This is a genomic window from Psychrobacter sp. P11G3 (genome assembly GCF_001435845.1).
Lineage (GTDB): Bacteria > Pseudomonadota > Gammaproteobacteria > Pseudomonadales > Moraxellaceae > Psychrobacter.
This window is the reverse complement of the sequence record NZ_CM003596.1, coordinates 2640280-2666090: the sequence shown is the minus strand read 5'-3', so window position 1 is coordinate 2666090 and position 25811 is coordinate 2640280. Positions and strand designations below refer to the sequence as shown.

Below are 25811 nucleotides of genomic sequence, written 5' to 3'. Positions count from 1 at the left end.
CATAAAACCCAGTCACTTAATTCCAGTCGGTCATGACATATTACTGTGCGTGACGTGCTAGGTTAGACAGTTTTGGGTTGGCATTTGGGTTTTTGCGTAGTAATAATGCCATACGACCAATAGAATGAACCAAAGACGCATTAGCCGCTTTAGCAAGTTCAGCGCCAACGATGTCACGCTCTTCTTTCGTGCCAGCAGGCAATTTCACTTTGATAAGCTCATGATCTGTTAGCGCGCGATCGATTTCTTCAGTAATGGTTGGGGTAATACCCTTGTTGCCGATCATAACGATAGGCTTTAGCTCGTGACCGATGCCTTTTAGACGTTTGATGGTAGCGTTATCGAGTTGCATAGAATTCCTAAGTGTTGGTAAAAATAAAAATGGTACTGTCAAAAACAGTTATTGATCATTATAGATAATCTGTGACCATCTTGCATGAGATCAGCAGGATTTTGCACGATTTTACGTGACGAAAATGTTAAACTGAATGTTTGGTACATTATAAACGCTACTGCCTTATAAAACAGTTATTTAACCAATAGAATTTGGTCAGTTTGCAACCAACCATGAATAAGAAATCTGATTAACACTGTATTTAGAATAATCTGCAACGGATTAATATCAGTTTGTAAGTGATAGAGCAATTAAAGCAGCTAGATTTAGTAAAGCAATAGGAGCAGGTATTTTGGCCACGCGTATTGAAAACAAAAAACTATCAAAGAGCAGCAGTGCTTGGATGAAAGAGCATATTGACGATCATTATGTACAAAAAGCTCAAAAAGATGGCTACCGTGCCCGTGCCGCTTATAAGTTGTTAGAGATTAATGAAAAAACCAATCTGATCAAAAAAGGCATGACGGTCGTAGATTTAGGCAGTGCACCTGGTAGCTGGTCACAAGTCGCTGGTCGATTGGTAGGTGATGATGGTATCTTGATTGCCTCTGATATTTTGGCGATGGATACCTTGCCTGATGTGACCTTTATTCAGGGTGATTTTCGTGAAGCTGAAGTGTTTGACGCTATTATGGCAGAAGTGGGTGATAGACAAGTCGATGTCGTATTGTCTGACATGGCACCCAATACCGCTGGGAACAGTGCTATCGATCAGCCACGTATGATGTACTTATGTGAGCTGGCTGTAGACTTCGCACTTGCAACCTTACCAGAAGGTGGCGCACTTATTATGAAAGTGTTTCAAGGTGAGGGTACACAAGAATTACGCAAGCAGATGCAGCAGGATTTTAGTAAGATTCGTAGTATAAAGCCAGGTGCGTCACGACCACGCTCAAAAGAGATGTTTTGGATAGCGATTAAATAGTTTTAACATCAATAGGTTGCTGCTCTTGTAAGCGTGAGGGTAAACCACCATAAAGTGTTATTATCGCGATATAAAATCTGCGTCAATTGTTAAATGAATAATCGTGAAACCTGCTTGAATTATGCGGGTTAGCACCACATATCATGGTATATTACCTTTGTTTTCAGCATACGTTTTAGGCAAAGTCGTCTGATAATAAGCGTTTTACAAGCTCAATGATCGTATATCTATGTTTATCTCATACTGATTATTTATAAAAACAATTTTTATGCTATCTATAAATCATATAAGTTTAATTTAGCAGCTTGTTATTATCGGGATATTCGTTAAAAATGAGCAATACGTTTATAGACGTCACGTGTTTAATAAACACACCAATAAGTAAGGGATGGGAATAACTAGTGAGCGACATGGTAAAAAATACCTTATTGTGGCTGGTGGTAATCGGCGTTTTGGTGCTGGTGTTTAGCGGCTTTGATCAATCCTCTGAGCCGGATAACCTTAACTACTCTGAGTTTGTGACCGCAGTGTCAGAAAACCAAGTAGCCAGTGTCGAGATCGACGGCGAACAGATCACCGGCGAAAAGAAAAATGGCTCCTCTTTTGAGACCATTAGACCAGCTGTGTCAGATGACCAGCTCATGCCAATGCTACGTGAGAACCAAGTCGAAGTTCAAGGAACTGCACCAAAGCGCCAAAGTGTATTGATGCAACTACTGATAGCCAGCTTCCCAATTCTATTGATTATTGGTCTGTTCTTATTCTTTATGCGTAACATGCAGGGCGGCGCTGGCGGTAAAGGCGGCGGCCCAATGAGCTTTGGTAAATCGAAAGCGAAGATGCTGACCGAAGATCAAATCAACGTTAACTTCGAAGATGTGGCTGGTTGTGAAGAAGCCAAAGAAGAAGTCGTTGAAGTGGTTGAGTTCTTACGTGATCCAGACAAATTTACCAAACTGGGTGCAACGATTCCTCGTGGTATCTTGATGGTAGGTCCTCCAGGTACGGGTAAAACCTTGCTAGCGAGAGCTATTGCTGGTGAAGCTAAAGTGCCGTTCTTCTCAATCTCAGGTTCTGATTTTGTTGAAATGTTCGTCGGTGTTGGTGCATCACGTGTCCGTGATATGTTCGAACAGGCGAAGAAAAGCGCTCCTTGTATCATCTTTATTGATGAGATTGATGCAGTCGGTCGTCATCGTGGTTCCGGTATGGGCGGCGGTAACGACGAGCGTGAGCAGACATTGAACCAACTATTGGTTGAGATGGATGGTTTTGAAGGTAATGAAGGCGTTATTGTTATTGCCGCAACCAACCGTGCTGACGTGCTTGATAAAGCATTACTGCGTCCAGGTCGTTTTGACCGTCAGGTACAAGTAGGCTTGCCGGATATCAAAGGCCGTGAGCAAATCTTAAAAGTGCATTTGAAGAAACTGCCGAACACAATCAGTGTAGATGCCAGTTCTCTTGCTCGTGGTACGCCTGGGTTCAGTGGTGCACAGCTTGCTAACCTTGTAAACGAAGCTGCATTATTTGCCGCACGTCGCAACAAGACCAGCGTCGATATGAATGACTTTGAAGATGCGAAGGACAAGCTATATATGGGTCCTGAACGCAAATCCATGGTAATCCGCGAAGAAGAACGCCGTGCAACTGCATATCACGAAGCGGGTCATGCGTTAGTAGCTGAGCTATTACCAGGTACAGATCCGGTGCATAAGGTTACTATTATGCCGCGTGGCTTTGCCCTTGGTGTCACTTGGCAGTTGCCTGAGCATGATCAGACTAGTATGTATAAGTCGAAAATGCTGAGCGACATTGCTATTTTGTTCGGTGGTCGTATTGCTGAAGAAGTGTTTATCAATCAAATGTCGACAGGCGCTTCGAACGACTTTGAACGTGCTACCAAAATGGCACGTGCAATGGTCACGAAGTACGGTATGTCTGATGCACTTGGTATCATGGTGTACGAAGATGACGACAACTCACAAGGTTATTTTGGTGGTGGTGGACGTACGATTTCAGAAGCTACTCAGCAGAAGGTCGATGAAGAAGTGCGTCGTATGCTAGAAGAGCAGTATGATATCGCTCGTGAATTGATTGAAGCTAACCAAGACAAAATGCATGCGATGGTTGATGCGCTTATGAACTGGGAAACTATTGATCGTGATCAGCTGCAAGATATTTTAGCAGGTGAAGAACCACGTCCACCTAGAGTTTACCAGCATAACGAAGTAAACTTGTCGAAAAATGACGTTAAAACAACTGGTGCTACACCGCCACCACTACCAGCGATGTAAGTACTAGCGTACTCGTGTTTTATAAAAAGCCCTTTATGATAAAGGGCTTTTTTATTGTCATCATTTTATGAAGGATTTAGAACCCCATAAGATTTACTGGTATCATAAGCGTAGATAATAATAAATAGGGCGTGTTGAACATTCACAAATAGGCACTGCTAATCGCTAAAACTGTTTCAGACAAGGGATAAAGCGACGGTAATGCTCCAGCCTTAACTAGGTTTGCAACGTACTGCTTGTATGGATCTGGGGGCAGTTTTAGGCTCAGCTCTAATATTAACAGAAGGAGACAGGACTCTTTTTTGCCATTTCATTGTTAAAAATACAAGCTTAGAATGACTAAACTTACTATTTTCAACGTCGAACTGTCTAAAAAATAGTCTCTGTCAGTGCCATGGTCGAATGTTCAATACGCCCTAAAGCTGCATTATAAATTTTACTTGCGATGGATTATTCATGTCATTATTCCAACCTTTACCCAACTACCAAGTATCTAGCCGTGATAAAACCTTAGATTTGTCGCAGCCGCATGTCATGGGTATCTTGAACGTAACGCCAGATTCGTTTTCAGACGGTGGGCAGTTTAATGCAGTAGATAAGGCCGTCGCTCATTGTCAGCAGATGATAAGTGAAGGCGCTACTATTATCGATATCGGTGGTGAATCTACTCGTCCAAATGCGCAAACTGTGGCAACTGATGAGGAGATACAACGAGTTGTGCCGGTGGTTCGAGCCATTCGTCAGCACTGTGGTGACAGTATTTGGTTATCGATTGATACTAGCAGCCATGAAGTCATGCAGGCAGCATTTAATGAAGGCGCTGATATTTGGAACGATGTACGAGCACTGAAACGTACTGGTGCGGCAGAGCTGGCAGCTAAGCTTGATATACCTGTTATGCTAATGCATATGCGCGGTGAGCCAACGACAATGAATAATCTGGCACAGTATGACGATGTGATCGATGAAGTGCGTACAGAGCTGATTGACCGTATTAACGAAGTAGTTAGCATCGGCGTCAAACAAAGCAATATCATTATCGATCCAGGTTTTGGTTTTGCCAAAAACTATGAGCATCACTGCGCATTGTTAAGCCAGCTGAGTAGCTTGCAGACATTAGGGCTGCCAATGATGTTTGGCATTTCTCGCAAGCGTTTCTTGGCAGAAATATTGACCAGAAGCAATGTTCCAGCAGTAAATACGACGCAAGCGATAGAGCGTGATTCGGCAGGAACCGCTGCTGGACTACTTGCCTTACAGCAAGGAGCAAGTATCATTCGTACGCATAATGTGGCGATGATGCAGCAAGCAGTGGCCTTATGGAGTCAACTGTCAGCATATCGTTGTTAATTTCATTCTACATGTCCAGATGCATAGTGAGATTTCAAGACTATAAATGTTCTATACGCTATGCCTGATATTTTTTTCTAAACTATTTAAACCAATAAAACCATCTCAATTAATAAGAGTAAATTTATGACTAGTACCACTCAGCCAGAACCAACCAATGAGCAGCGCCGTATTATTTATCAAGCTCGCCGCGGATTAAAAGAATTGGATTTTTATATTGATCCTTACGTCAAAGAGCTGTATCTGACAGCAGATGCTACTGAACAAGCAACATTTGCAGAAATGCTGACTCATGAAGACCCAGACTTGCTTGATTACTTTACCAATCAAAATCGTCCAGAAGAGGATGATATCTGGGCATTGGTCAATAAGATAAAAACATGGCGCCATACCAAAGACTTGGTTTAGCTCTTAAGGAATGGGTCGGCACAATACCTAACGTTTCCCATGGTACGCTTATATGACGCCAGTAACCTCGCTACGTACTGATACAGTTATCACGCCTGCCAGTTATTTACGCGCGCTGCTATATGTAGCTTTGACTGGCGTTATGATGATATTGGCATGGTTTGCATCTTTGGCTTTGTGGCAGTATTTACTGATCTTAATAGTCTCGGCAGCAGTTGCAAGTTATCTGATTATATCGAGACCAATCTTATTACATATTAGTCAGCCATCGCTCAGTCAGCGTGTCGATAAAGAATGGCAATTACTGATACGAACGGGACGCGGCGATGAGTTATGGCAAGCAGAGTTAGTCGATATTAATCGTTACCAATGGGTGATGAGTATCGAGTTCAATATCGTTGAGCCTTATCAAAGATCGTTTTCGACCACTATATTCCGCGACCAAGTAAATCACGAGCAATGGCGACAATTAAATATTTTAGCCAATACCAGTAAGGGTAATGCTAGATAACTGAGTAATTATGGAGCTTAATTTTTTCCTTTTACGATGAAAAATCTCTACACGTCATAACAAAATAGCTATCTCAAAGGACAAAGAGGTTTGTTATATTAAAATCTGTTATATTAAAAATAGAAAATAAAACTCGTAATTTTGCTGTCCCGTTATTAAAGAACATATATGCAGATATGATATTTCATAAGTTTTAGCAGTATTTTTGTACTAAACAATACGATAAAAAGAGGAATAGATAATGAGCTTATTAGGGAATTTAGTGAGCCAAGTGGCACGTAGTGCAATGAATCCAGACGACGCTCAGCGCAATCCAGTTAACCAACGTACTGAAACACGGCAGACTGGTGGACTAGGTAATATTTTAGGTAGTGTACTGGGCGGTGGCAGTCAGGCAGGTGGTTATAGCCCTCAACAAAATAGCCGTCAAGCAGATAATGGTTTTGGCTTAGATGACATCATTGGTGGTCTCACGGGCGGTAGTCAGCGCGGCGGTATGAGTTCAGGTGCTGGTGGACTAGGTGATATTTTAGGTAGCGTATTAGGCGGTCAGCGAACTAATAGTGGGTTTGGTGGTAAAGGTATGCTCGTTGCTGCATTGATGCCTATGGTACTTAGTTGGATCAAACGTAATGGTGGTTTGAGCGGTGCATTGTCAAAAATCACTGGTATGGGCTATGAAGGTCAAGCACGCTCTTGGATGAGTAATAACGAAGCAAATGATAATTTGGATCCAAACGAAATTAACCGCTTATTTGATGAAAATGAAATTCAGCAAGTGGCCGCTCATACTGGTGCTAATGAAACTGAGGTAAGACAGGGACTCGCTGAGCTGTTGCCTGAAGTAATGAATCAGCTAACGCCTAATGGCAATCTGGATAATGAGTCTGAGGCCAATGAAGAGATAGATCAAATCATTAGCCAGCTATCTAGTCGTCTTGGTAATTTTAAGTAGTTTGGCAGCTTAGAATTTGAAGACTTCTAATTGTATACTTTAAAGCCGCATCAATTGAAATGACTGGCAGTACTGATTCTGGCAGCATTGATTAAAGAGCACGTTATATAACGTGCTCTTTTTTATGTCTATCACAACAGTATGACTGTCGATGAATACCGTTTGGTAGGGACAGTGATAGCGATAGTAAGCCCTTAAAATCGCTCGTCTAGGGTCTCTGTGGTATGGTTAAGTGCGGCAAAGCAGATATCGGTATTAAACCCTCTATACTGCAAAAATCGTAGCTGCTTGGCTTTTTCCTTTTGCTCAACTGGTATGTCATTACCGTACTTTTTGGTACGTGCTATCACAGCCAGTTTCAGCCAATCTACACCATCGACTAGGTTATCTGCATCATCATCTACAAACTCACTAAATTCATCAGACTCAGTATTTGCCATATCGATTAGCTCATCGATGTTACCTGGCATAGCAATCTTCTTACGATAGAATTCTTGTTTGATCCGACCACGTCCGCGGCCTTTGCGAATGTTCTCACGTATCAGCATTAGGGTAGTGCGATAATCACTCTGATACCCTTTTTCTTCAAACTCATCGAGCAGTGCGTCAATTTTTTCTGGGTCTTGCTCTTTGTCGATCAGCTTTTGCTTTAGCTCAGCCTTACCGTATTCACGGCGTGATAAATAATAAAATGCGAGCCAACGCAATCGACTTTCTGCTTTAATCACATCGATTTCTGCTTGTTTTTGTTCAGGGGTTCGTAAGTAGGCTTTGAGCGCGGCTGGTATATTATCGTTTTGGCTGTCTGTTTCACTATCATTGATAGAAAAAAGCTCAGCTTCATGTTCTGAGTTTTTGGGTAGCGGCTCAGTGCTACGACCATTATCTGTTGCTAAGCTGTTGTCAACTTCGTCATTCTGAATGTCGAGTTTGACTTCTGCCAGCATCTCTTGGATGGTTTGCGCTTCGGGTGGTTGATATGTAGGGGTGTCACTAGGCTCAGCGGTAAAATTAGCCGCTGGGTGGAAACGCTTTTTACGTTTTTTAGATTTAGAAGTCTTCTTTGATTTAGGAGAGGAGTCTTCGAAAAACGCTGTATCAATAGTAGCATCATTCTTGACTGAATCACCTTTATTTGAACGGGTAGTCCGTTTACTGGATTTCTCTGGTTTTTTAGACTCTTTCGTATGAGAATTCTTGGACGGTTTTTTTGGTTTGCTATCAATAGAACTAGCTGAGTCGGCACCCGACTCAGCTAGAATTTCAGCTAAGGTTTTAATTTTCATAATAAATCATAGTAACTGACAACGGTTAATCGCTAAACCATTATTGTACAGGTTCAGAAGCCTGTTCTGCTTCTTCAGTTTCGTCGGCTTTGCTGTTTTTCTTTGTACCAAGCTTTTCGTCACGAATCTTGTCTTCGATTTCTTGAGCAATGGCAGGGTTCTCTTTTAAGAAAAGCACAGAGTTGGCTTTACCTTGACCGATTTTTTCGTCGCCATAGCTGTACCAAGATCCTGCTTTACCAACCGCTCCAATCTCTACACCTAAGTCAATGACTTCGGCTAAGTGGTTAGTACCTTCACCGTAAGTAATTTCAAACTCAGCTTGGCGGAAAGGTGGTGCCATTTTATTTTTAATGACTTTGACACGGGTCTGGTTACCGATGATTTCATCACCGTTTTTGACCGCACCAATACGGCGGATATCCATACGTACAGAGGCGTAGAATTTCAGCGCGTTACCACCAGTCGTAGTCTCAGGGCTACCGAACATAACACCAATTTTCATACGAATTTGGTTAATAAATACCACCATACAGTTAGAGCGTTTGGCGTTACCAGTGATTTTACGTAGGGCTTGACTCATCAGACGTGCTTGCAGACCCATGTGCGAGTCGCCCATTTCACCTTCAATCTCGGCACGTGGCGTCAAGGCGGCTACTGAGTCAATCACGATCATGTCGATTGCGCCTGAGCGTACCAACATATCGGTAATTTCAAGTGCTTGCTCGCCATTGTCAGGCTGAGAAAGCAATAAATCATCAGTGTTTACCCCAAGCTTGCGCGCATAAACAGGGTCAAGCGCATGCTCAGCATCGATAAAGGCACAAGTGCCGCCTTGCTTTTGACATTCTGCAATAGCTTGCAGGGTCATCGTCGTCTTACCTGAGCTTTCTGGACCGTAAATTTCAACGATACGCCCTTTTGGTAGACCACCAATGCCAAGCGCAATGTCTAATCCTAGAGAGCCTGTAGAGACCACATCGGCGTCAAGGATGGCTGAGTCATCGCCTAGATGCATGATGGTGTTTTTACCAAATTGCTTTTCGATTTGACCTAATGCCGCTTTGAGGGCTTTGGCTTTATTGTCGTCCATATTGGATTCCTTGTTTTCGGTAGTTAAGTTGATGCTATAAATAAAATATTGGTACGGTTAAAACTTTTGGCAAACGCATACTGACTGTTATGAAGTCGGCAATGATTGTTTGGCTGTTTTATCGAAAAATAGGTTGTCACGTGACTGGTATAGGTAGTAGTATCGAATGTATCTTTCTACTATACAGTAAAATTAAATAGCGAGAGAAGCAAAAATAAGTCCGTACTATACTGTCGTTATCGTTGTTATTAAGTCAGACTTGGCGTGGTAATTACTCGACTCAACTTCTTAACGCTGTTGATTTGATAAGGTAATTATAACAAAAGCAAAGCACTATAATGAGCGTTGAGGGATACTAGACGACACTATCTGTCGTATGGTATGACGCTGAAAACTTATAGAAATGATGCGATAGGTCGCTGTTGTTTTGAACCTGATAATGACTATGCTTGTCAATAGATTTAGGAGTTGTCCACAACAAATAAAAGGCTTATTTTCGCTAATTGTGAAACATTATGAAGAATTAAATTATTTTAGAAATTATTTAAAATAATTTTTTATGCGTACGAATTTAATATAAGATATTGATTTTAAACATTTTATAAATTGTACAAAAAATGAACGATTTTACCTTATCCTTTAAGTTGCTTAGCTATAAACTTGTCAAGTGGTGACTTATACACAGGGTTATCCACAGCTTATGGGGAGAACTCTGTAAAGCCTTATAATACATAAGTTTACGTAGATTATTAGTATGAGGAACGGATTCTATATCTCGTTTTTAATCACTTTATAGAAGCAATTTTGTCTACAAACAACGCTATGAGCGCTATGTTTCACAAATTATAAATTTATCTTTTTTATGCATAATCATACTATAGGTATTAAAAGTCAGGAGTATGACTCAATATATGTAACTAAGATATTAGCAGACATAGTTATGCATAGGATGTCTAGTATTTTTAGAGTTATTTTTTACAGCCTATAAAGGGCCATAAAAAAGCGGCTACATCAGATAGCCGCTTTGTCAAAACACTTAAAAGTAAAGCTGTATTAATCAGTCTTTGATATAGATCAAATCCCAAACACCATGCCCACGGTCGAGGCCACGACGTTCAAACTTAGTCATTGGACGAAAGTCAGGACGCTCAGTGAAATTACCTGTACCTGCTTTGTTGGTTAGTCCAGCGAAACCATCCAATACTTCAACCATCCAAAATGCATAATGCTCCCAGTCAGTTGCTGTATGGAACCAGCCGCCTTGCTTTAAGCTGCGCGTAACGATGGTCATACGTTCAGGACTGACAAAACGACGCTTATAGTGACGCTTCTTTTGCCATGGATCAGGGAAGTATAGCTGAATACGGTCGATATGGTTTTCTGGTAGCTGCTTGAGCAATTGAATGGCATCACCGTTGATGATTTTTACGTTGCTCAAATCTTGGGTGCCAGCCATATAAGCACATTTACCGATACCAGGCTCATGCACTTCTACACCGACAAAGTTACGAGTAGGTTCAGCAGCCGCCATTTCAATAAACGAATCACCCAAGCCAAAACCAATCTCTACCGTAAGCGGTGCATCTGGACCGTTAGGGCTATCAGCGAACAACGTACGTAGGTTGTCAATACCGGTAAGGTCGCCATCACCAAAACTGTTATTGACCAAATACTCAGAAAATTCTGGAGCAGTTAGTGCAAGCTCAGCGTTTTTGTTCATGTGCGTACGGCGCTTCATAAACGTATTGACGATGCGAATATGCTTGTCAGAGGTCGGTTCTATCTCATGGTTGGTGCTGTTATCGATATCGATAGGCTCGCTTGTGCTATTAAGGGTTTGCTCATCAGTAGTATCAGTACTATTGACGTTGTCATTGATATCAGAATGTTGACTCATAGGATTCGTAAGGCTTAATTAGGTGGGTGATGTTTGCTTATTATAAGTCAAATCCATACAACTGTGAACGGACAATCCTAGTTTCGCGTATTTACAGGTCGGTGCTGTGGTTTCTCTATGTTACATACGGGTTTTAGCGTTATCATATAATGGTATGTTTCAAATGCTTTTTCTAAGAGTCAGCAAGTAGAGCGTGTTGCCATGTTATTTATCGAGACAGATTCACCGCCACCATTTTATCAAGAGTCGTTAACACCTGCTAAACGTAAGCAGTTAGACAAGTGGTTCATCGGTAATCGTACCCAGCGTTATTACCTTAAACGTTTTGAGCAGTTTGATCAGCAAGGTTATCTGTCGCCAAAATGGCATTGGGCTGCTTTTTTTATCACTTTTCCTTGGCTGCTATATCGCAAGCGCTATATGGATGCGATCGTCTATAGTGTCGCAGGGTGGTCTTTTATCCAGCTTAATGTCGCGCTGGTGCTAGTCGCCTTTGAGTTTGTAGCGATGTCCTATGTGCCAGATGCCTATCAGATGGCAACACGTATCGGCATTGCTGCCGTTATTTGGCTATTTTGGTCGTTTATGGTGGCACGCTGGACAGATGCGTATTACTACCGTATGGCAAGGCGTGAGATCGCTGATGCGATAAATGACCATCCGCGAGATGAGGCCGCACAGAAGGCGCATTTGCAAAGAGAAGGTGGTGTTAGCTTGTTCGGACTGGCATTAGGATTTGGTTTTTTTGCGTTTTCGCTATTGGTGATTAAGGTGCAGTTCTTACCGATTATTGCCAAGCCAAAAGCAAACGAAGTGTTGTTTGATGCTTATGATATTGCAAAGAATGCCCAAAACCGAGTGGCGTTGATTTATCAGCAGACAGGGCAGTGCCCAGTAAATCTGCCTCTGAGTACCGAGCAGCAGCAAATACACATGCATGTCGATACTCAAGTTGCTGGCGTAACAGAAACCGACTGTGCGGTAGTGGCAACGATTCAGAACGTGACGTTTCCGATACGCTACTTAAACGAGCAGACGCTGGTCTTTTATCATATACCAGACAGTGATAACTGGGATTGCACCAGCTCACTGAATAAAAAACAAGTCCCTAAAAACTGCATAGCTGATTAGGGGCTGTATTTTACGAGTATTTGTAGATGTTGCTAGTATTGAGAGCTAATGCTTAGAGTCCGTTGCAGTATCATCTTTTTCCTCAACTGGTGTTGCTTGGCTCTTTAACGCTTCATAAAAGTCGGTCAAATCCATTTTACGTGCTTTACCAATATCTTCGTCAAACAAGCTTTCAAGCTCAGCCATTGATGATTGCGCGGACTCAATCATGCTAGCTTCATCATCGTAGATAGCTTGTTGGCGTTCGATCAAGTCATCATCATAATCACGGAATGTTTTTACTGTTTCTCGCGCTTTTTCTGGAGAAATACCTAATAATTGTAGTGATTCGCGTGACATATCCAAAGACGACAAATAAGTCTCACGCCAAATATGACGTACGCCAACTTCACGCAAGCGATAATAGTGCTGACGATCGCGCGCTCTTGCCAATACAATCAGTTCAGGATAATTCTTACGAAGATACTGAGCGGTGGTGATAGAACGTTCTAAATCGTCGATGGCAAGAATAAACACTCGCGCTTTCTGAATACCTGCTGCTCGTAAAATCTCAGGGTTTTTCGGATCGCCATAATAGACTTGGTTACCGAATTTTCTTACAAAATCTACTCGGTTTGCAGAGCGTTCAATGGCGGTAAATTCGATATTATGCATGCGTAGTACACGGCCAATAATCTGACCAACGCGGCCAAAGCCTGCAATAATGACCTGATGCTCATGATCGGGAATGGTATCGTATTCGCGACTCGGTTTGCTCTTGGCAAATAACGGTTCACCCACTTTTTCTAACAATAAGAATGCCAGAGGTGTTAGCGCCATCGAGATGGTAACGACTAGGTTAAGAGTATTAGCAAGCTCGGGACGTAAGACGTTTTGGGCTGTGGCAACACTGAATAGGACAAAGGCAAACTCACCACCTTGGGCTAGGGTCACACCCAATCTGATACTGGTCGGCCAGCGATTGCCCGATACTTTGGCAATACCTGCAATCACTGCAAACTTGATGAACATCAATGCGAGCGCACAGCCAATAATAAAGATGGGCTCTGCCAAAATGAGTTTGACATCGGTAAGCATACCGACCGACATAAAGAACAGACCTAATAGCAACCCTTTAAAAGGTTCGATACTGGCCTCTAGTTCATGACGATATTCGGAATCAGCGAGCAATACACCTGTCAAAAATGCACCCAATGCCATTGATAGCCCGATTTGACCCATCAAGATAGATACGCCCATCACGATAAATAGCGCGACCGCTGTCAGTAGTTCCGATGCACCACTTGAAGCCACAAATTTAAAGAAGGGTCGAACCACATAACGGCTGGCAAAAATCAGACCAGCAAAGACAGCAAATACCTTACCAAAATAAATCAAATCGTAGCTTTGCTCACGCACCCCTGATAAAAAGGGAATGACTGCTAACAATGGAATGACCGCGATATCTTGGAATAGTAAGATAGTGAAGGCTTCTCGACCGTGCGTGCTCGAAAGCTGCTGTTTTTCAGTCAGTATCTGTAGTACAAATGCAGTAGAAGACAGGGCTAAACCAAAACCAACGATAAAGGCGGTATCTAGTTGTAAGGAGAAAAACTGATGTAGGAGCCACATCAGTAGCGTACCAGTCAAACCGACCTGCAAACCGCCCAATACAAATATAGAGCGGCGCAATGCCCAGAGCCGCGAAGGCTGGAGCTCAAGCCCGATAATAAACAGCAGCATGACCACGCCAAACTCTGAAAAGTGCAATAGACTTTCAGCGTCGCCTGCCACATCCAAGCCACTTGGGCCTAATATGAGTCCAGTGATGAGATAGCCTAAAACTGTTGCAATGCCGAAGCGTTTACCAAGAGGGACAAAGAGCAATGCTGCTCCCAAAAATATAGTGGCTTGCAACATGAGATTTGGTGAGCCGGCGGCGGCAGCAAACATCTGGGCTCCTTAAAATTTGAATAAAATACACAATATAAAATGGACGTGACTAAAATCAGTATGGCTAAAACGATATCGCGCTAATATCTGTTATTTTTTGCGATAAATTTTCCACACACCATTGTCTGCAAGCGGATTATTATAAGCATCGTTGCGGCGTTTACGCGGTGTCTGGCGACTATCGACAATCTTAAAGTCAGGCAGGGCATGTACAATCAGACCAGTACGATAAAACCGTACTCGCTCAGGCTCTAGCATCTCGCCCTTACTGTCGCGACAAAAAACATAAGCACGCAGATCGATAAATTCACGATGCGCTACCAGTCGCGCTTCCTCGTCGTTATCTAGCACCGCTGTCATGCGCTTAATTTCATCATCCGTATATTGACCACATTTATCAGTCAGGGCGCCTACTGATCCAAAGCTTTTAGATTCTTTAGCGCGTGTCTTAGTTAAATGTAGACGCTGAACGTGATAGATGAATTGCGGTATCTCAAGGCTGGCAGGAAGTGGCAAGTAATCAGGTGGCATATTGGCCGCTGGATAAAAATCCTTTGCACGCTCAAGCAGATTTTGCCAACGTTGCTGATAGGTTTGGACTTCGGCTAAGTTGCCTTCATAAATAGGCATATCACGAATTTGGCGCAAAATATCAGGTGGAAACTGTTCATTACGAAAGTTTGCAATGTCTTCTTGCAGCGTTGATAACAAAACTTTGGCGTGTTTTTTGCCATCTTTTGATGCAGGATCATCGATATAGTCTGGGGCGACAAAGGGTGCTGAGCGTCTAGACATAGTGTTGTATCATCAATAGATAGAGTGAAAATACCAAAAAGTATGATTATAAAAATTAACTGGGGTGCTAAACAAAACTTTATAATAGTTATTATAACCACATAAGCCGATTTGGACTTGAGTTTTTTGAATTGAATAAAGCAAAAGTTTGTCGCAAATCATGACTGCTTTAATGTGATCTAGATTCTAGTTCTAATTCTATGTAACTTTTAGTATGAGCCAGTATCAAATGCCTATACTTGTATTTGCTAAGTTATAATTCGACTTGCTGACCTCTTTATTCAATCATTGAGCTGAAAATGTATCGTCAATGGTTATGACCAATATGACTATCACCATCAGGTAGCTGTCCCGAAATATCACAGACCAATGCATCGCTATGTGAGATATTCTGCGGATGAGACGAGCTTTCGACCTGAATAGTAGCATGGTGAATACCAAGCTCTAGCAGTCTTTGCTCGAGACTGGCAATCAGAATATTTGACTCATGGATACTCATCTCACCATCGACCACCACGTGACAAGAGAGTGCATTGAGACCGCTAGTAATACTCCAAACATGTAGGTCATGTACTTTTTGTACTTGAGCGTCTTCGAGTAATTTTTGCTCCACATCGACTAGCGATATATTGGCGGGCGTTCCTTCCATCAATATATGCACAGAATCACGTACGACGCGGTAGCCGCTGATTAAAATAAGTACGGCAACGATTACTGATGCCACTGCATCTGCCCATACCCAACCAAACCCCATCATGAGTAGCGCAGCGACAATTGCAGCTACTGACCCTAATAAATCGCTCAATACATGTAAATAAGCGCTTTGCATATTGAGGTTAACTGGTTCTTCATTATTAGGTTTCTGCTCTGCGACCTTGGCATCATCCGTACCATGACTATGACTAGGATTATGGCCGTGTGACTCGCCACCTTGACTACCTCGGTGCATTAGCCAAGCGACCAAAATATTGATCAGCATACCGATAGTGGCTACGATAAGCATGCCTTGGGTCGCAATTTCTGGCGGTGAGTTAAAGCGTTTGATCGCTTCATAAAAAATCATCAAAGCAATTATGACAAGTGTCGCGCCATTTACCGTAGCGACTAATATCTCAAAACGCTTGTATCCGAAGGTTTTCTGGTGAGTGGCCGCTTTTTCGCCGATTTTAAATGCGACCAAAGTGGCGCCAAGCGCTATCGCATCGCTTAACATATGTCCTGCATCGGACAGTAAGGCTAAACTACCGGTAAGCCAGCCACCAATGGCTTCGATAAACATGTAACCAGTAATGATAATAAAGCTGAACAGCAAGGTACGCTGATAGCCCTTGGTATCTCGTGCTGTAGTTGTCTGTTCTAGATGCTCATCATGATCGTGATGGCCTTGGTTTTCCTGAGTGTAGTTATTTTCTTCATCTTCGCGAACGTACTTAGGCACATCCGTATTATCATGCTGCTGGCTATGATTGTGCTCGTCAGAGTTTGGATTATTTGGATTCATAATAATACTCAAATTCGCTGATAGTTGCGTTCGATAGATGATGCTTACTGACAAGTGACGTTTGCTATGGGTAGAGTAGGCGTAAAGCCTTTGCCGCATATCATTTGATGGTTATAAATTTAACATAGCCAAGCATGAGAAGCTGTAACGACGAAGTAAACATGATGAGGAGATGAGTAGAAAGATATGCGCCCATTTGTTGAGAGCTGCGTGAGAACTACCAACCGACAGGATCAATATCCAAAGTGAGCTTAAGGTACTTAGCGCTTGGTAGAGCGAGCACTGGCTGCCACCACTGTCCTAACACATGGTGCAATTGACGACGGTCTTTAGCCAGTAGCAAAAGCTGTGTATGGTAGCGGCTGTTCTTTTTACTCATGGGCGCATCAATAGGACCGAGAACAGCGAGGTTATGAGCATTCGGCAAATGCGCAATAGCATCTTTGAGCGCTTGAGTGGTGGCTGCCAATGTTTTGCCTTCGCAGCGTATCAATGCCGCATGTCGATGAGGAGGCAAACCCATCATTTGACGCTCTTGCAGTAGCTCGCGTGCAAATGACAAGTAGCCGTCTTTGACCAGTTTTAATAGTAACTCGTTATCAGGTTGCAACGTTTGGATCAATACGCGACCAGCTTTGTCACCTCGACCAGCACGGCCTGCCACCTGAATCATGAGCTGTGCGGTATGCTCTGGTGAGCGAAAGTCTGCTGATAAAAATCCGCGATCGGCATTGGGTAAGCAAACCAGCGTGACATTGGGGAAGTGATGACCTTTGGCAACCATCTGTGTTCCGACCAATATGGCAGGGTTGCCTTTATTAATTTGCTCGTAAATATTTTCCCAGCTGTCTTTGCGTCTTGTGGTATCACGGTCTATCTGAATAATCGGATAGAGCTCTTTGCTAGTTTGGGGGTTAGCAAAGATTGCGTGTAGATTTTCGCTGAGCCTTGTCGTTCCCATACCTTTGGCATCTAGGTTTTGACTGCCACAATCAGGGCATACGGTAGGGATATAGGCTTGCCAATCGCAATGATGGCATTTCAAATAAGAGTTGTTTGAATAACTGTTTCGCTGAGCTTGGCTATTATAGTGAACGGTCAGGTGCGCGTCACAGCGCGGACAATCCGCTTGCCAGCCACAAGCCTCGCATAAGAGAACAGGCGCATAGCCACGACGATTCAAAAATATTAGTACTTGATCACCAGCTTCTAGCGTTTGCCGTATCGCCCCGATCATGGCGTCCGTCAGCCCTGTATCATAGCGCGCACCGTCATCTTGTGCTTGTTGATGGGTGCTTTGCAAGCGAGCATCGATCAGTTGCATAGTTGCAGGTTTGGCATTGCCCGGACGAGTAAGCAGTTGGTATTCTGCCAGTTTGCCATCATCGACCAGTTTTAAATGCTCAAGGGAAGGTGTAGCAGTACCAAGTATCACTGGGATTTTGTACTGCAAACCTCGATAGAGAGCGACATCAGCGGCATGATAACGCAATGTGTCTTGTTGCTTATACGAGCCATCATGCGCCTCATCAACGACAATCAGGCCTAAGTCTGCAAAGGGGTATAGCACAGCTGAACGTGTACCGATCACGATTTGTGCATGACCCGTACGGCAGTCTTGCCAACCTTGTAAGCGATGAGTGTTAGTCATGCCAGAGTGTAATAGCACAATATGGGCGGCAAACCGACTGGCAAATCTTGCCCGCGTTTGCGGTGTGAGACCAATCTCTGGCACTAAAATAAGGACTTGTTTGCCAGCCTCTAGTACGGCTTGCATCGCTTGCAGATAAACTTCGGTCTTACCACTACCAGTAATGCCGTTGAGCAAAAAACCAGTATAAGTATCGGATTCGTGTGCAGCAATAATAGCGTCGACAGCAAGTCTCTGCTCCTCGTTGAGATCAAGTGGCATTTTTGCCAGTCTGACTGGAGTAGGTGCTTGTTTTGGCTGAATATAGCGCTCGACTAACCCTTTATCTTCTAGCGTCTTTAGAAATGCTCGTTGCATCCCTTCTAGTAGCAATACATCTTCACTTGCGCCGTGCTGACCATGTAGCTTTAGCATGTCGAACTGCTGCTTTTGTTTTTTAGCATTGGCTCGAAAATCATCATCAGTGATATGAGGCAAAATTCGCCAATGGGTAATCAGCAAGTCTAATGGTTTGCCTTGACGGACAAGGCTTGGCAGGATAACTGCTAACACGTCGCCAAGTGGATAATGGTAATAGCGCGACAGCCAGTAGGCAAGCTTGAGCATGTCCGAGTCCAAAATAGGCTCAGCATCTAGACATTTATTAATAGGTTTAATTTTATTAACAGGTACGCTGCTATCGTCTTGTGAAATATGAGCAATCACAATGCCAATCAGAGTCTGACGACCAAACGGAACCTCAACACGGCTGCCAATTTGCGGTATCGCACTGTCTGGCAACGCAAGCATATCAGCTGGTAAGCTATAGTCAAACACCCGATAAAGGGGAACGGGCAGAGCAACTTGTACCAACATAAATGGCTTCGCAGTCTTATTAGGTGAATATGAGATCAGAATAATAGAACGGAGACCAATAAGCTTAGCATGATGCTAAGCTTATGGTGATATAACTTATAGGCTGTTGCTAAAATTAGCACCTAATACTAAGCATCAAATATCATCTTATTCGATATAAAGAATAGACTCAATTTCTACCACACCACCTTTAGGTAGAGCAGCTACTTGGACGGCAGCACGGGCAGGATATGGCTCGCTTAGATTGGCGACAAACACTTCGTTCAAGACAGCAAAATCACTCAAGTCAGTTAAAGATACATTGAATTTGACCACGTCATTTAGACTACCACCAGCGGCTTCACAGATAGCTTTGATGTTTTCAAATACTTGCTCAGCCTGTGCTTTAAAACCTTCTCTTAGCTCCATCGTGTCAGGATCGAAACCAAGCTGACCTGAGATATAGACAGTATTGCCGACTTTTACAGCTTGTGAATAAGTGCCGACCGCTGCAGGTGCTTTATCAGTTTGGATGGTTTGACGAGTCATGGGGTGTCCCTTTTATATTTTATGTGAGTGATTCATTGCTACTAGAATAGCAGTTCTATTTTAGCTATTTGCATCACGACTATAGCAGTGATGCAAATGTGCTTATTATAATTGATATAACCGTATAATGTTAGGGAAACCTAGCAGCGAGCGTAGTTCACGGATACCCTGTGCTAAGTGGTTGCGACTACGTACCACGATATGAATGATTGTGTCAGTATTGCGAACATCAACGGTTTCCACACCCATGTTGAGCTGGCGTAAGTGATAGATAACTTCACTGATTTGCTCGTCACTAAGCGCAATAGAGAGCTTTAAATAAGCAGGAAAACGAATCTTACCGCTGTTTTTTAAGTCATGCTCGCCGATGTCGCCTTGTTTGACTGCATTGTCATTGCGCCAACGTAACTGGATCACCTGATAAGGATTGTCTTTTCGGATATCGTCCAGTGAGAAGCACTTATGACGATGGACGACCAAACCATGACGTGATAAATGCCCTACGATAGGGTCGCCATATATCGGATGACAGCAATTAGCAAAATCAAGCTCGACGCCAGCAGCATTTGCAATTAGCTGTTGCGGTTGGGTCATGTCATCGCTATGTACTTTTGCCTGTAGGTCGCTTAGTTCGTCGCTAAACAAACGTGTCACGACTAATTGAGGAAGTAGCGTACCTGAGCTTATTTGTTCAAATAACGCATCTTTTTCTGTCAGACCGCGCCATTCAGTCAGGTCTTTCCAGTCTGCATCTGTCAAGTCATCAAAACTTTTCTGATGCGTTCGGAGTGCACGATCTAAGGCTTGCCTGCCATGGTGTTGTTTATCAGCGACAGATAAATCTTTAAACCAACGTAAAATCTCTTCACGGGCTTTGTTAGTCACTACAAATCCTAACCACTCAGCTTTTGGTTCTGAGTGACTGTTTACTTCTATCTCAACGGACTGTCCATTTTTTACCACGGTGCCGAGCTTTGCAGCTTTACCATCGATATTTGCACCAACGGCCACGTTACCAATCATAGGCCCGACCGCGTAGGCAAAATCTAGAGCGGTTGCCCCTTGAGGAAGCTCGTAAGCACGCCCTTGAGGACTGTAGCAAATGATTTTACTAGAATGCAGATAATCCATCAGCTCATTGATGGTAGAGACTGCTGCTGAGAAATCAGGACTGTTTTCATTCAGATTATCTTCATCGACTAAATCTTTCATGTTGCGCAATGACGCTTGGATAACCGACTGACTAACATCAGACGCGTGTTCTGCCCCGATGACACCAAGTCTTGCAGCGCTCTGCATTTGCTTAGTCAATATAGTGACCTTTACCACGTCATTGTCACGCTCATAGATGAGGGTGAGGGATTGGTTACCACCTGGTAGCGGACGACGAATATTGTCCGCAATATGGGTATCATCAATCTGATATTTTTTGATTAAGTAATAGGCCAGCTTGTCGCAGGCTTCGATATTGTCGAGGACGATTTCAAACGCATAATGGCGCAGTAATGCATTAATCTCACCGCGATTGCGGAAAAATTGACGATATATGACCACGCGATTGTCCAATACCTTGACCAGACCATTGAGATCCAAGTTATTTAGCACGATACTCAAATAACGATGAATGGACTCTCTTTGAAAGTTTCGTCCAAGCCCATGCTGTAGCAGTTTATCAGACAGTTTATTGTACATATCGGAGTCTAAATTGCGATAACACAATACTTCGATATAGTCAGCAATATCATTCAGACCCATTAATCGGGCAAATGGCACATAAAAATCTAAGGTTTCTTGAGCTGTGGTGCGCTGCTTCTCAGGCCGTACCGCATCAAGCGTAGACATATTATGTAGACGGTCAGCAAGCTTGATAATGAGTACACGCGGGTCAGCGAGGGTAGCGGTCAGAATTTTATGAAAGGTGGCTGCTTTATTCTGCTGCTTGTTATGCGAAGAGGACTTTAGCTTGGTCACACCATCGACCAGTCTTGATACAATTTCGCCATAACGCTGCTTGATTTGCTCATCACTGACTTCGGTGTCTTCGACCGTATCATGCAAAATTGCTGCAATGATGGTATCTCGATCTAAGCGAAAGCCCGCTAGTATCTCAGCGACAGCGATTGGATGCGTGATATAAGGTTCCCCTGATTTGCGCTTGTCTTTAATGTGCGCAATATCTCCGAACTCACAAGCATCAACAATATCACGGCGCTCAGCAGCAGTGAGATAACCTACCGAACGTAGTAAATTATATTGAGCATCATCGACGAGGTGATGACTGAGTTTGGGTAGGGTTTGACTCATAAAATGATGATCCTATTTTCCATGACCTACTTGTTGGGCCACTTACCGAAGCAAATGGAGGCTAAATAATGACCTACCATACAAAACTTAAGGATGAGTACGCCATTCTCTAATTAATCGCAAATCGCTTTCAATGTCAACTGATAAGCGTGTGGGCGATGAAAAAATTTCACTCAGTGGTCTATTTTGGGGATAAATGGTGACCAAAATAGCCAATACATTATTATTACAACCAAAAAACCACAGCCTATGCTGTGGTCTCTATAGTTGAACAAGATGTGTATTTATTTTATAAAAACACGATTGGCTTTATAAAGTACATCTTATCAAAACAGCTTATTAGAAGCTGTGGTCGCCTGACAATGCTAAATCTAATGAGCTAGTAGCAAAATTATGCTCTGGCTGATTTAGGATGTCGCGTGTGATTTTGCCAGCGGCAATTTCACGTAGTGCCAATACTGTAGGCTTGTCGTTATCAACGTCAACCAACGGCTCGGCAATACCTTTGGCCAATTGACGGGCGCGTTTGCTTGCGACCAAAATTAGCTCAAAGCGATTATCAACATTATCCAAACAATCTTCAATCGTCACTCGTGCCATAAATAGCTACCTCGGTTGTTTTTATTAGTAACGGACCTTGCCCGCCACTCAATAAAAATAATATCAAAAATATAAAGGGGGATAGCTAAATATTATAGCATTTTTTGCCAAGTCGCGTAGTTGCTTTTTATATCTACTTACGAGATTAGCTGCTTGTGCGTAGTTTACTCTTCTACCTGAGTGTTTAGCAAGTTGCTAATCGTGCGATGATAGCGCTGCTGCTGACGACTAAGTGTCTGCCTGTCGGCCACGATAATGGCTTTTAGCTCAGCTAAGGCGACATCAAAATTATCATTGATCACTACATAGTCAGCATTCACATATTGTGCCATTTCGGTGACCGCGCCAGCTAGACGGTGCTCTATAACTTCTACAGAATCCTGCGCGCGAGTTGAGAGACGTTGACGTAATGTCGCAATGCTAGGTGGTAGAATAAAAACCATAATGGCATCGGGAAAGATATTTCTGATTTGCGTCGCGCCTTGCCAGTCAATCTCCAAAATAACGTCAATACCCGCTGCTAGCTGGGTACGGACACTTTCCTCTGACGTGCCATAATAGTTACCAAATACTTCAGCATGCTCTAGAAATAGACCCGCATTGATACCATTGGTAAAACTATCGGTATCTGTGAAATGATAGTGCTGACCATCAATCTCGCCTGGACGTGGTGCGCGAGTGGTGTGAGAGACGCTGACAGTCAAGTCATTGGTGGTCGCAAGCAATTGCTTAACCAGTGAGGTCTTGCCAGTACCTGAAGCGGCAGTAACGATGAATAATGAACCTGTCATACAATTTATCCTAATAGAAGGTGTCTTGGTAACTTGTAAAATGTATTGTAATAAATGCGTATTGATAAAAGTTAAGCAGTGCCTCAGTCGAAAACAAAGACTGGAAAAAATAAAAAACGCCATCATGTATGGCGATAGAAATTATAATAGATGCATTATTATAAACTGCTTTTATACAAGTTAAAGCTGGTTTTGCAATATGTCATAAGCATGCTGAGGTTTGCCTACAAAATATTGCTATGAGTAGACAGCAATTTTAGAGAGCGATAAAAGCAAATTATGCTAAAGTAGAGCATTGATTTTGCCCTAACTTTTGAATAAAAAATTCAAAAATACGTTTTAACTATAAATTATCCAATGATAGGCCTTTTTATGCAAATTTATCTTGCCAATCCCCGTGGATTTTGTGCTGGTGTGGACCGTGCAATTGCGATTGTTAATGAAGCATTGACGCGTTTCGAGCCGCCCATTTATGTCCGTCATGAAGTTGTGCATAATAAGTTTGTGGTGTCAGACTTGGCCAATCGTGGTGCGGTATTTGTTGAAGAGCTTCACGAAGTGCCAGACGGCTCTATCGTTATTTTTTCCGCTCATGGGGTCTCCAAAGCAGTTGAAGATGAAGCTGAGCGCCGAGATTTGACGGTGTTTGATGCAACATGCCCGTTAGTAACTAAAGTACACATCGAAGTAGCAAAGTTTGCACAAGATGGGATGGATGCAGTGTTAATTGGACATGCAGGACACCCAGAAGTCGAGGGTACTATGGGGCGCTTTAATCGTCGCCATGGTGGGCAGATTCATCTGGTCGAAGATGAAGGTGATGTGGCCGCATTGACTGTACAAGATGCTGAACGCTTGGCATTTGTGACTCAGACAACCTTGTCGATGGATGATACTGCGCGCGTCATCGATGCGCTGCGTGAAAAATTTCCTAGTATCCAAGGCCCTCGCAAAGATGACATTTGCTATGCTACTCAAAACCGCCAAGATGCGGTAAAAGATTTGGCCAGTCGCTGTGAAGTAGTCTTGGTAGTTGGTTCGCCAAACTCATCAAACTCCAATCGCTTGCGTGAGCTGGCTGAGCGTATGAATTGCCGTGCGTATTTAATCGATAATGCCAGTGAGATGGACAAGCGTTGGTTAGATGGTGTGCAGAGTATAGGCGTGACCGCTGGTGCATCCGCGCCCGAAGTGTTGATCCAAGAAGTATTGCAACAGCTGCAAGACTGGGGTGGTGATCTGCCTAGTGAGCTATCTGGTATTGAAGAAAATGTGACGTTTAGTCTGCCAAAAGCATTGCGGATTCCTGTCACTCAGGTTGGTAAGTAACTAATATTCGTGTTTGTATTTATATTTGTATGAACAATCATTGATATGGATAAGGTCGCATGAAAGAACCAAAAGCCAGATTTGTATTGGCAGAGGCCACGCTCGCTGAAGTCAACAAGCAACTAAAACTCAATATGCTAGTGATGGCAGCAGTGGTTTTCGTATTGTTTATGAATATCATGAAGTTTATGGCAGAAAAAAGCTTTTTCTACGCGATGCTCGCAGTAGTTATGATCTGTTTGCTATTTTTCATACAAAAGGCTCGCCGTATTCTCACGCTAAGAAAACAAGAGCTTATCCATAAATAGAAAGTACAAGCCTAAATAAAAAATACAGATGAAAGTGCCAAATATAGGATAGCTATGACTGCTTATTACAAATTTATTAAACGAGAATTACAAGAAGACGGTGTTAGTGTGGCGCATTATCAGCCAACCAAGCATGCACAAGGTGCTTGGAATGAGCATGAGCAGCACATGGCGCCAGCAACAGGCCTATTAACAGCCGAGATTAACAGCTTCGCGCCGCAACCTAATACTCGTATCGCACGTGTGAGCCTCGATATCTTGGGGCTAATACCGCTTGACGATTTTACTATCACTACTCGCTGTATCCGACCAGGCAAGACTATTGAGCTGGTCGAAGCGGTCATGAGTAGCCGTGGGCGCGATGCTATCATTGCAAGAGTATGGCGACTGATTACTCAAGATACCAGCGAGATTGCCGGACTTGAAGATCAACCAGCAGAATATAAACCTGAAGAACTACCAGTTTGGGAAGGTATGAAAGGCTGGCCGGGCGGTTTTATTGAAAGCGTAAGTCTAGTAGCGACAGAAGACCGTCGTGCTGGTCGCGGTATGGTATGGATTACCAATGATCTCGACATGATTGAAGGCGAGCCGACTGATGATTTGGTGCATCTATTAGGTATGGTCGATACTGCCAATGGTGTTGTACCAAGATTAGGTCTTGGTTTATCTAAGTTAGAGTGGATGTTTCCCAATACTGATTTGCAAATCCATATGCATCGCTCGCCAAAAGGTCGCTGGCTGGGTATCGAGGCTGTACAACAATATGGCGATGATGGTATCGGATTGACCAGTGCGGTATTGCACGATGTATACGGCCCTTTTGGTCGTAGTGAGCAAATCCTTACTATTCGTCCGATGCCACGTTAAAAAACTAAGAGTCAGTCAGGCCATAGTTTTGTAAAATAAAACGATGTGTTGCAATCAATTAATTATACAAATAATAGAGAAATGGTTTTAATAGTAGCTA

The 25811-nt window shown here is 43.0% G+C and carries 22 protein-coding genes; 10 read left to right on the top strand and 12 right to left on the bottom strand.

Going from position 1 to position 25811, the window contains the following annotated elements; genetic code table 11:
• Nucleotides 1-40 precede the first annotated feature (40 nt).
• Nucleotides 41-352 carry a YhbY family RNA-binding protein gene (locus AK824_RS10735; RefSeq protein WP_057761426.1) on the bottom strand — a complete coding sequence of 104 codons (312 nt, stop codon included), beginning with the start codon at nucleotides 350-352 and terminating at the stop codon, nucleotides 41-43.
• Nucleotides 353-686: 334 nt separating this feature from the next.
• Between AK824_RS10735 and AK824_RS10730 the strand changes: the two genes are divergently transcribed.
• The 6 genes from AK824_RS10730 to AK824_RS10705 all read left to right on the top strand — a co-directional run bounded on the left by AK824_RS10730 (nucleotide 687) and on the right by AK824_RS10705 (nucleotide 6840).
• On the top strand, nucleotides 687-1319 hold the full coding sequence (locus AK824_RS10730) for an RlmE family RNA methyltransferase (protein ID WP_057761424.1): 633 nt from the start codon (nucleotides 687-689) through the stop codon (nucleotides 1317-1319).
• Between the two features lie 401 nt (nucleotides 1320-1720).
• Complete coding sequence (gene ftsH, locus AK824_RS10725; protein WP_057761422.1) at nucleotides 1721-3616, top strand: ATP-dependent zinc metalloprotease FtsH; 1896 nt, start codon at nucleotides 1721-1723, stop codon at nucleotides 3614-3616.
• Nucleotides 3617-4072: 456 nt separating this feature from the next.
• Nucleotides 4073-4966, top strand: a complete 894-nt coding sequence (folP, locus tag AK824_RS10720) for a dihydropteroate synthase (RefSeq protein ID WP_057761421.1) — start codon at nucleotides 4073-4075, stop codon at nucleotides 4964-4966.
• A 126-nt stretch (nucleotides 4967-5092) separates the two neighbouring features.
• Nucleotides 5093-5374 (top strand): FAD assembly factor SdhE, encoded by a 282-nt coding sequence (locus tag AK824_RS10715; RefSeq protein WP_057761419.1) that lies wholly within the window; start codon nucleotides 5093-5095, stop codon nucleotides 5372-5374.
• Nucleotides 5375-5426: 52 nt separating this feature from the next.
• On the top strand, nucleotides 5427-5885 hold the full coding sequence (locus AK824_RS10710; RefSeq protein ID WP_057761417.1) for a hypothetical protein: 459 nt from the start codon (nucleotides 5427-5429) through the stop codon (nucleotides 5883-5885).
• 241 nt (nucleotides 5886-6126) lie between these two features.
• On the top strand, nucleotides 6127-6840 hold the full coding sequence (locus AK824_RS10705; protein WP_057761415.1) for a YidB family protein: 714 nt from the start codon (nucleotides 6127-6129) through the stop codon (nucleotides 6838-6840).
• 194 nt (nucleotides 6841-7034) lie between these two features.
• Here AK824_RS10705 and AK824_RS10700 read toward each other — a convergent pair whose 3' ends face one another.
• The 3 genes from AK824_RS10700 to trmB form a co-directional block, all read right to left on the bottom strand.
• Nucleotides 7035-8126: a regulatory protein RecX gene (locus tag AK824_RS10700; protein ID WP_057761413.1), complete on the bottom strand. Its 1092-nt coding sequence runs from the start codon at nucleotides 8124-8126 to the stop codon at nucleotides 7035-7037.
• A 40-nt stretch (nucleotides 8127-8166) separates the two neighbouring features.
• Nucleotides 8167-9219 (bottom strand): recombinase RecA, encoded by a 1053-nt coding sequence (gene recA, locus AK824_RS10695; RefSeq protein ID WP_057761411.1) that lies wholly within the window; start codon nucleotides 9217-9219, stop codon nucleotides 8167-8169.
• Between the two features lie 1057 nt (nucleotides 9220-10276).
• Nucleotides 10277-11116: a tRNA (guanosine(46)-N7)-methyltransferase TrmB gene (gene trmB / locus AK824_RS10690; protein ID WP_057761409.1), complete on the bottom strand. Its 840-nt coding sequence runs from the start codon at nucleotides 11114-11116 to the stop codon at nucleotides 10277-10279.
• Nucleotides 11117-11317: 201 nt separating this feature from the next.
• Between trmB and AK824_RS10685 the strand changes: the two genes are divergently transcribed.
• Nucleotides 11318-12247: a DUF2628 domain-containing protein gene (locus tag AK824_RS10685; RefSeq protein WP_057761407.1), complete on the top strand. Its 930-nt coding sequence runs from the start codon at nucleotides 11318-11320 to the stop codon at nucleotides 12245-12247.
• Between the two features lie 45 nt (nucleotides 12248-12292).
• Here the strand turns inward: AK824_RS10685 and AK824_RS10680 are convergent, their stop codons facing one another.
• The 8 genes from AK824_RS10680 to gmk form a co-directional block, all read right to left on the bottom strand.
• Nucleotides 12293-14179, bottom strand: a complete 1887-nt coding sequence (locus tag AK824_RS10680; protein WP_057761405.1) for a monovalent cation:proton antiporter-2 (CPA2) family protein — start codon at nucleotides 14177-14179, stop codon at nucleotides 12293-12295.
• A gap of 90 nt (nucleotides 14180-14269) precedes the next feature.
• Complete coding sequence (locus tag AK824_RS10675) at nucleotides 14270-14974, bottom strand: hypothetical protein (RefSeq protein ID WP_057761404.1); 705 nt, start codon at nucleotides 14972-14974, stop codon at nucleotides 14270-14272.
• A gap of 307 nt (nucleotides 14975-15281) precedes the next feature.
• Nucleotides 15282-16475 carry a cation diffusion facilitator family transporter gene (locus tag AK824_RS10670; protein WP_082624637.1) on the bottom strand — a complete coding sequence of 398 codons (1194 nt, stop codon included), beginning with the start codon at nucleotides 16473-16475 and terminating at the stop codon, nucleotides 15282-15284.
• Between the two features lie 217 nt (nucleotides 16476-16692).
• A complete protein-coding gene (locus tag AK824_RS10665) occupies nucleotides 16693-18981 on the bottom strand; it encodes a primosomal protein N' (protein WP_057761402.1) in 2289 nt (762 codons plus the stop codon).
• A 147-nt stretch (nucleotides 18982-19128) separates the two neighbouring features.
• Nucleotides 19129-19509 carry a RidA family protein gene (locus AK824_RS10660; protein ID WP_057761400.1) on the bottom strand — a complete coding sequence of 127 codons (381 nt, stop codon included), beginning with the start codon at nucleotides 19507-19509 and terminating at the stop codon, nucleotides 19129-19131.
• 105 nt (nucleotides 19510-19614) lie between these two features.
• The gene (locus AK824_RS10655) at nucleotides 19615-21813 is read right to left on the bottom strand and encodes a RelA/SpoT family protein (RefSeq protein WP_057761397.1); all 2199 of its coding nucleotides are present in this window, start codon (nucleotides 21811-21813) and stop codon (nucleotides 19615-19617) included.
• 339 nt (nucleotides 21814-22152) lie between these two features.
• Nucleotides 22153-22413 carry a DNA-directed RNA polymerase subunit omega gene (gene rpoZ / locus AK824_RS10650; protein WP_057761396.1) on the bottom strand — a complete coding sequence of 87 codons (261 nt, stop codon included), beginning with the start codon at nucleotides 22411-22413 and terminating at the stop codon, nucleotides 22153-22155.
• A 164-nt stretch (nucleotides 22414-22577) separates the two neighbouring features.
• Nucleotides 22578-23204, bottom strand: coding sequence for a guanylate kinase (gene gmk / locus AK824_RS10645; protein WP_057761394.1), 627 nt, complete (start codon nucleotides 23202-23204; stop codon nucleotides 22578-22580).
• Between the two features lie 372 nt (nucleotides 23205-23576).
• Between gmk and ispH the strand changes: the two genes are divergently transcribed.
• Genes ispH through AK824_RS10630 form a run of 3 tightly spaced genes read left to right on the top strand, consistent with a single transcriptional unit; the run spans nucleotide 23577 to nucleotide 25711 of the window.
• Nucleotides 23577-24533: a 4-hydroxy-3-methylbut-2-enyl diphosphate reductase gene (ispH, locus tag AK824_RS10640; RefSeq protein WP_057761392.1), complete on the top strand. Its 957-nt coding sequence runs from the start codon at nucleotides 23577-23579 to the stop codon at nucleotides 24531-24533.
• A 59-nt stretch (nucleotides 24534-24592) separates the two neighbouring features.
• On the top strand, nucleotides 24593-24841 hold the full coding sequence (locus AK824_RS10635; RefSeq protein ID WP_057761390.1) for a hypothetical protein: 249 nt from the start codon (nucleotides 24593-24595) through the stop codon (nucleotides 24839-24841).
• A 54-nt stretch (nucleotides 24842-24895) separates the two neighbouring features.
• Nucleotides 24896-25711, top strand: a complete 816-nt coding sequence (locus AK824_RS10630) for a thioesterase family protein (protein ID WP_057761388.1) — start codon at nucleotides 24896-24898, stop codon at nucleotides 25709-25711.
• The last annotated feature ends 100 nt before the right edge of the window (nucleotides 25712-25811 follow it).

Coding starts and splice junctions, on each gene's coding strand:
- AK824_RS10735 (WP_057761426.1), bottom strand. CDS start 352: ATGCAACTCGATAACGCTACCATCAAACGTCTAAAAGGCATCGGTCAC.
- folP (WP_057761421.1), top strand. CDS start 4,073: ATGTCATTATTCCAACCTTTACCCAACTACCAAGTATCTAGCCGTGAT.
- AK824_RS10715 (WP_057761419.1), top strand. CDS start 5,093: ATGACTAGTACCACTCAGCCAGAACCAACCAATGAGCAGCGCCGTATT.
- AK824_RS10710 (WP_057761417.1), top strand. CDS start 5,427: ATGACGCCAGTAACCTCGCTACGTACTGATACAGTTATCACGCCTGCC.
- AK824_RS10705 (WP_057761415.1), top strand. CDS start 6,127: ATGAGCTTATTAGGGAATTTAGTGAGCCAAGTGGCACGTAGTGCAATG.
- AK824_RS10700 (WP_057761413.1), bottom strand. CDS start 8,126: ATGAAAATTAAAACCTTAGCTGAAATTCTAGCTGAGTCGGGTGCCGAC.
- recA (WP_057761411.1), bottom strand. CDS start 9,219: ATGGACGACAATAAAGCCAAAGCCCTCAAAGCGGCATTAGGTCAAATC.
- trmB (WP_057761409.1), bottom strand. CDS start 11,116: ATGAGTCAACATTCTGATATCAATGACAACGTCAATAGTACTGATACT.
- AK824_RS10685 (WP_057761407.1), top strand. CDS start 11,318: ATGTTATTTATCGAGACAGATTCACCGCCACCATTTTATCAAGAGTCG.
- AK824_RS10680 (WP_057761405.1), bottom strand. CDS start 14,179: ATGTTTGCTGCCGCCGCCGGCTCACCAAATCTCATGTTGCAAGCCACT.
- AK824_RS10675 (WP_057761404.1), bottom strand. CDS start 14,974: ATGTCTAGACGCTCAGCACCCTTTGTCGCCCCAGACTATATCGATGAT.
- AK824_RS10670 (WP_082624637.1), bottom strand. CDS start 16,475: ATGAATCCAAATAATCCAAACTCTGACGAGCACAATCATAGCCAGCAG.
- AK824_RS10665 (WP_057761402.1), bottom strand. CDS start 18,981: ATGTTGGTACAAGTTGCTCTGCCCGTTCCCCTTTATCGGGTGTTTGAC.
- AK824_RS10660 (WP_057761400.1), bottom strand. CDS start 19,509: ATGACTCGTCAAACCATCCAAACTGATAAAGCACCTGCAGCGGTCGGC.
- AK824_RS10655 (WP_057761397.1), bottom strand. CDS start 21,813: ATGAGTCAAACCCTACCCAAACTCAGTCATCACCTCGTCGATGATGCT.
- rpoZ (WP_057761396.1), bottom strand. CDS start 22,413: ATGGCACGAGTGACGATTGAAGATTGTTTGGATAATGTTGATAATCGC.
- gmk (WP_057761394.1), bottom strand. CDS start 23,204: ATGACAGGTTCATTATTCATCGTTACTGCCGCTTCAGGTACTGGCAAG.
- ispH (WP_057761392.1), top strand. CDS start 23,577: ATGCAAATTTATCTTGCCAATCCCCGTGGATTTTGTGCTGGTGTGGAC.
- AK824_RS10635 (WP_057761390.1), top strand. CDS start 24,593: ATGAAAGAACCAAAAGCCAGATTTGTATTGGCAGAGGCCACGCTCGCT.
- AK824_RS10630 (WP_057761388.1), top strand. CDS start 24,896: ATGACTGCTTATTACAAATTTATTAAACGAGAATTACAAGAAGACGGT.